The organism is Pseudomonas sp. FW305-96 (assembly GCF_058783825.1).
In genome coordinates this window covers 13,687-19,582 of the sequence record NZ_JBYSYW010000053.1, presented here as the reverse complement: position 1 = coordinate 19,582, position 5,896 = coordinate 13,687, and the positions used below count along the sequence as shown (strand labels likewise).

Below are 5,896 nucleotides of genomic sequence, written 5' to 3'. Positions count from 1 at the left end.
AGCAAGAGCAAGAGCAAGAGCAAGAGCAAGAGCAAGAGCAAGAGCAAGAGCAAGAGTAAGACACATGGAGTATATGAAGACTACTCGCAGTGCTTCTTCAGTTACAACTACTCGCTGACAAGCCAACTCCCAAAGGAAAGGTGTATCACCACCTCACCTGTGAAAGTTGGCTCATCACCTGTTCAAACAATTACAATTCGGCCGCCAATCTCGACCCTTGGTTAATCGCCCGCTTGGCATCAAGCTCAGCCGCCACATCAGCGCCACCGATCAAGTGCACTGATTGCCCGGCCGCCACAAGGCCGTCATGCAACTCGCGCAGCGGCTCCTGCCCCGCGCAGACGACGATGTTGTCCACCGCCAGCACCTGCGGCTCGCCCTCGCCGATGCGCACATGCAGGCCGGCATCGTCGACGCCCAGGTACTCGACGCTGTTGAGCATCTGCACCTGCTTGTTCTTCAGCCCCGTGCGGTGGATCCAGCCGGTGGTCTTGCCCAGGCCGTCGCCAACCTTGGTCTTCTTGCGTTGCAGCAGATAGACCTGGCGCGCCGGCGCATGAGGCTCTGCCTTCACCCCGGCCACACCACCACGGGCCTCCAGCTGCGTATCAATGCCCCATTCCTTCCAGAACGCCTCACGGTCCTGGCTGGTGGCCACGCCCTTGTGCACCAGGTACTCGGACACATCGAAACCGATACCACCAGCACCAATCACCGCCACCCGCTCGCCCACCGGCTTGCGCTCGAGCAGCACGTCCAGGTAGTTCAGCACCTTGGCATTGTCGATGCCGGGAATGGCCGGCGTGCGCGGGGCAATGCCGGTGGCCAGAATGACCTCGTCGAACCCGCCGGCCACCAGCGCAGCTACATCAACACGAGTGTTCAGGCGCAGCTCGACACCAGTGGACTTCACCTTGTTGCGGAAGTAACGCAGGGTCTCGTAGAACTCCTCCTTGCCCGGCACCCGCTTGGCCACATTGAATTGCCCGCCGATCTCGCCGGCAGCATCGAACAGCGTCACTGCATGGCCGCGCTCGGCAGCCACGGTGGCGGCCGCCAGGCCCGCCGGTCCGGCGCCAACCACGGCGATGCGCTTGACCGCCTGCACAGGCAGGTAGTTGAGCTCCGTCTCATGGCAGGCACGCGGGTTGACCAGGCAGCTGGTCAGCTTGCCGCCGAAAGTGTGGTCCAGGCACGCCTGGTTGCAGCCGATACAGGTGTTGATCTCGTCGCCACGGCCTTCGGCGGCCTTGTTGACGAAATCGGGGTCGGCCAGGAACGGCCGGGCCATGGAGACCATGTCGGCATCGCCCTCGGCCAGCACCGCCTCGGCCACTTCCGGGGTATTGATGCGGTTGGTGGTGATCAACGGGATCTTCACCACGCCGCGCAGCTTGGCGGTGACCTTGCTGAACGCCGCGCGTGGCACCTTGGTGGCGATGGTCGGGATGCGCGCCTCGTGCCAGCCGATACCTGTGTTGATCAGCGTGGCGCCGGCCTGCTCGATGGCCTTGGCCAGCAGCTCGATCTCGTCCCAGGTGCTGCCGCCCTCGACCAGGTCGAGCATCGACAAGCGGAAGATGATGATAAAGTTCGGCCCCACCGCCTCGCGCACCCGCTGCACGATTTCCACGGCCAGGCGCATGCGGTTCTCATAGCTGCCGCCCCAGCGGTCGGTGCGGTGGTTGGTGTGGGCGGCGAGGAACTGGTTGATGAAGTAGCCTTCCGAACCCATGATCTCGACGCCGTCGTAGCCGGCGCGCTGGGCCAGGCTTGCGCAGGTGACGAAATCGCGGATCTGCTTCTCGATGCCCTCCTCGTCCAGCTCCTTGGGCTTGAACGGGTTGATCGGTGCCTGGATGGCGCTGGGCGCCACCTGTTTCGGACTGTAGGCATAGCGCCCGGCATGGAGGATCTGCAGGCAGATCTTGCCACCGGCGGCATGCACGGCCTCGGTGACGACCTGGTGCTTGGCAGCCTCTTCCTCGGTGCTGAGCTTGGCCGCGCCGGAGTACACGCCGCCTTCATCGTTGGGCGCGATGCCACCGGTGACCATCAGGCCGACGCCACCACGGGCACGCTCGGCGAAGTACGCGGCCATGCGTTCGAAGCCGCCGGGGCGCTCTTCGAGGCCTGTGTGCATCGACCCCATCAGGGTGCGGTTGCGCAAGGTGGTGAAACCCAGGTCGAGGGGGGCCAGCAGGTGCGGGTAACGGTCGGTCGCCATGGATGGACTCCACAGTTGGCAGGATCACGGAATGCGGGCGCCTCTGCCGCTGTCTACACCAGCTCGCGGGGCCCGTCGGTTGTCTGAGGCCGACATTAAACAGGCGTTTGAACACGCTCAATGATCGAAACTGACAACTTATTGATCCTGCTGCACAGCAGGTCTACCCTAAGGCACCTCTACCGCACAACGCTGGACCGTTCCATGCGCAAACTGCTAGCCGGCGCCCTGGCGCTGGTCACCCTCGCTGCCCTCTGTGGCTATGGCTTCTGGACCCTGCAGCGTCCGGAAGGCCATTACCTGTCCGACCTGCGCATCGAGCTGGCCCTCAACCAGGGCGTGCCAGGCGAGCACGGCAACCTGCTGGGGGTCGAACCGTTGCTATATCCGGGCGACTACCAGAACCTGACACGCCTGCACCGCAAACTCTCGGCCTACCTGGAGCAGGCCCGTGCCCAGGGGCTGGTCAACCCGCGCACCGTGGTGGTCCTGCCCGAGCATATCGGCACCTGGCTGTGGGCTCGTGGCGAAAAGCGCGAGCTGTACCAGGTTACCCAGCGCAGCGAGGCCTGGCAGTGGCTGGAGTTGAGCAACCCGCTGCGCTACGGCCTGGCGATGCTCGCCGCCAGCGGCGACGACCGCCGTTCGGACGCCCACCTGCGCATGAAGGCCGCGCAGATGGCCGCCGACTACCAGCAGCTGTTCGGCAACCTGGCCCGCGAGTTCGGTGTCACCCTGGTGGCGGGCTCTATCGTCCTGCCCGCGCCCTACGTCGAAAATGGCGTGCTGCGCACCGGCAACGGCCCGCTTTACAACAGCAGCCTGGTGTTCGCCAGCGACGGCTCGGTGCTCGGCCAGCCTCAGCACCAGCAGTACCCCGACAGCGAAAGCCGACGCTACATCCAAGGTGGCCAGCAACACCCCCTGCATGTGCTGGATACCCCCGCCGGGCGCCTGGGCGTGCTGATCGGAAGCGACAGCTGGTACCCGGCCAACCACCGGCAACTGGCCGCGCAGTCGGTGCAGCTGATTGCCAACCCGGTGTTCCTCAGCGGCAAACAGAGCTGGCAAGCGCCCTGGCGCGGCAACCGCCACCAGGCACAGGCCGCCGACCTGCCATTGCAACGCGGCGAGGTCAGTGAGCAACGTGCCTGGCAGCAACTACCACTGGCCGCCAATGACAGCACCCCGAGCATGAGCGTGTTCATGCGTGGCCAGTTCTGGGAGCTGGGTAGCGACGGCCAGGGCTTTGCCAGCCAAAGCGGCACACTGTGGGTCGGCAACGACAGCCACGGTGCGCGCCTGCTCAACCTGTGGCTGTGACGCCATGCCCCGCCCCCGCGTACGCCTGGGTGATCTGTCAGTAGGTTTCGTTCAGCCCCTGGCCGAAGCACTGGCCATGCTCGGCCACGACCCGCAGCCGCTGCTGCTGCGCTACGGCCTCGACGCCAGGCGCCTGGCCGAGCCAGGCGCGCGCCTATCGATTCCGCGCTACATGCACCTGGGCCATGCGGCGATCGCCTTGTCCGCCGAACCGGCCCTGGGCTTGCACATGGGACGCCTGAGCCGCCTGGCCCAGGCAGGGCTGGCCGGGGTGACTGCCGCGCAGGCACCCACCCTCGGCGAAGCCGCCCGCACCCTGCTGCGCTTCGAACCGTTGTATGCCGCCAACTACCGGGGCCGTTCGAGTTTCCACGAAGACGCCCAGGGCGCTTGGTTGAGGTTCTATTCCATCAGCCCCTACAACAGCTACAACCACTTCGTGGTCGACTCGATGCTCGCGGGCTGGCTGGCGCAGCTCGGCGCCCTCACCGCCAGGCCGGTGCAAGCCGAACGTCTTGAGATCGAATTCGACACTCCCGCCTACGCCGCGCAATACCAAGGCTTGTGTACGGGCACCGTGCATTTCGGCGGCACCGCCAACCAACTGCGCCTGAGCCGGGCCACCCTGGACCTGCCGAACCTGCAGCACTGCCCCAGTACCTGGCAGCACTTGCTGCAGCTGTGCGAAGCGGAACTGGCCCAGCGCACCCGTGTGCGCAGCCTGGGCGAGCGCATCACCCATCTGCTGGGCCCACTGCTCAATGGCGGGCACGAACCGGACCTGGAGGAAGTGGCGCGGCACCTGCAGCTGCCGACCTGGACGTTGCGCCGCAAGCTGGCCGAGGAAGGCACGCGCTTTCGCAACCTGCTCAACGACACACGGCGTGACCTGGCCGAGACCTATATCCGCGATACGGAACTGGCCTTCGGCGAGATAGCCTATCTGCTGGGCTTCGCCTCGGCAGAGGCGTTCCAGCGCGCGTTCAAGCGCTGGACGGGGCTGACCCCGGGGGAGTTTCGCCGCCATCAGCGGCAAGTCGGTTAGAGCTCGGTGGCGTCGTCGGCCGGCTCCGGCAGGTCCAGCTCATAGGCCTGGAACTCGAGCAGTTCTTCCTGGTAATCGTCCATCTTCACGCCCCCTCATTCGTCGTTCTTCTGTCATTGCGCCAACCTAAGCCAGCGTAATGACAGAATGATTACAGCCCTATGAACGATAAACGTAGCAGGCACCCAGGAAGTTATCGACGAGTCAGAGTGGCGCCGGCGCCTGCTCTGCCGCCGGAGCTTCCTGCTGGACCTGGATCGGCGCTGGCTCGACAGGCGGCGCGATGGGTTGCGAACCCTTGCTGTCATCCACCACCGGCGCGGCCGGGGCCTCGCTCGACGGCACGGGAGGCGCTGGAGTGGCAACGGGCGCAGGCGCTGCGGCAGGGGCGGCAGCAACCGGTGTCGATACCGGGGCCGGTGTCTCGGCCACACTTTCGGCTACCGGGGTGACGGGCTGCGGTACGGGCGCCAGGGCAGCAGGCGCAGGCTCCGGCAGGCCCAGGTCGGCGGCAGGTTTCTCCACCTTCGGCTCGGCGGCGGGTTCGGACTTCTCCGGCTTCTTCGGTTTCGGCAGGTAGCTTTCCACCAGGGCGAAGTAACGATCGTAGAACTGCGCGGCGGTGACCGTCTCGCTGGCCACCTTGACCATGGAGTCGTCGGTGGAGCCGATCGGCATCGACACCGAACCCAGCACGCCAACGCCAAGGCTGGCGGAAGTGTTGGACTTCTTCAGGGCGTAGCGATCCTGCAGGGCGTTGGCGAACATGGTCGAGCGCTGCTTGTCGCTCATGTCCGGCACGCAGGTGATGTTGAAACTGATCTGCAGGTGATTCTCGGCGTTCTGCTGGAAGCTCTTGTTGCCGGCGACCTGATTGGCATCGCTGCTGGTGATGATGTAGCCCTGGCTGAGCAGCGCACGCCGCGCCGCCTCGCAGGAGCCGGCCTCGCTGGTGGCAAAGGTGCGGGAAAAGGTGCCCGAGTCATCGAAGTTCTCGTGCTCGTAGACGGCGGCCTTTTTCGAGGAACAGCCGGACACGCCCGCCAGCACGAGGGCCAGCCCGAGCGCGCCATAGACGGTTGATCTAGACATTGCCAATTCCGGGAAGAAACGAATGGGGCGTATTGTGCATCACATCGATCAGCGGCTGAAACCTTTGATCGGTGAAGAGTCTGTCAGCATTATTGGAAATCCCTGCCCATGGCCGGACAAGCTGCTGAAACGAAAAAAGCGACCCTAAGGTCGCTTTTCCGTTGCTTCGAGGTGTTCAAAGGGCCTCGAGGCGAAGATGGCGCAGCGGA

The 5,896-nt window shown here is 64.9% G+C and carries 4 protein-coding genes; 2 read left to right on the top strand and 2 right to left on the bottom strand.

The genetic code is table 11. The features are described from left to right. Positions 1 to 190: 190 nt before the first annotated feature. Entirely contained in the window at positions 191 to 2,227 is a 2,037-nt protein-coding gene (locus tag AC3WL2_RS25125) for an NADPH-dependent 2,4-dienoyl-CoA reductase (protein WP_102685478.1), read from the bottom strand. A gap of 204 nt (positions 2,228 to 2,431) precedes the next feature. On the opposite strand from AC3WL2_RS25125, the gene AC3WL2_RS25120 reads away from it, so the two are divergent. Next, on the top strand, positions 2,432 to 3,550 hold the full coding sequence (locus AC3WL2_RS25120; protein WP_102685477.1) for a carbon-nitrogen hydrolase family protein: 1,119 nt from the start codon (positions 2,432 to 2,434) through the stop codon (positions 3,548 to 3,550). Positions 3,551 to 3,554: 4 nt separating this feature from the next. Continuing rightward, positions 3,555 to 4,595, top strand: a complete 1,041-nt coding sequence (locus AC3WL2_RS25115) for an AraC family transcriptional regulator (protein ID WP_102685476.1) — start codon at positions 3,555 to 3,557, stop codon at positions 4,593 to 4,595. Positions 4,596 to 4,799: 204 nt separating this feature from the next. Here the strand turns inward: AC3WL2_RS25115 and AC3WL2_RS25110 are convergent, their stop codons facing one another. After that, positions 4,800 to 5,687: a DUF2242 domain-containing protein gene (locus tag AC3WL2_RS25110; RefSeq protein WP_102685475.1), complete on the bottom strand. Its 888-nt coding sequence runs from the start codon at positions 5,685 to 5,687 to the stop codon at positions 4,800 to 4,802. Between the last annotated feature and the right edge of the window lie 209 nt (positions 5,688 to 5,896).

Bases quoted from the DNA above. Each gene is read 5' to 3' on its own strand.
- AC3WL2_RS25120 (WP_102685477.1), top strand. From the start codon at position 2,432: ATGCGCAAACTGCTAGCCGGCGCCCTGGCGCTGGTCACCCTCGCTGCC.
- AC3WL2_RS25115 (WP_102685476.1), top strand. From the start codon at position 3,555: ATGCCCCGCCCCCGCGTACGCCTGGGTGATCTGTCAGTAGGTTTCGTT.
- AC3WL2_RS25110 (WP_102685475.1), bottom strand. From the start codon at position 5,687: ATGTCTAGATCAACCGTCTATGGCGCGCTCGGGCTGGCCCTCGTGCTG.
- AC3WL2_RS25125 (WP_102685478.1), bottom strand. From the start codon at position 2,227: ATGGCGACCGACCGTTACCCGCACCTGCTGGCCCCCCTCGACCTGGGT.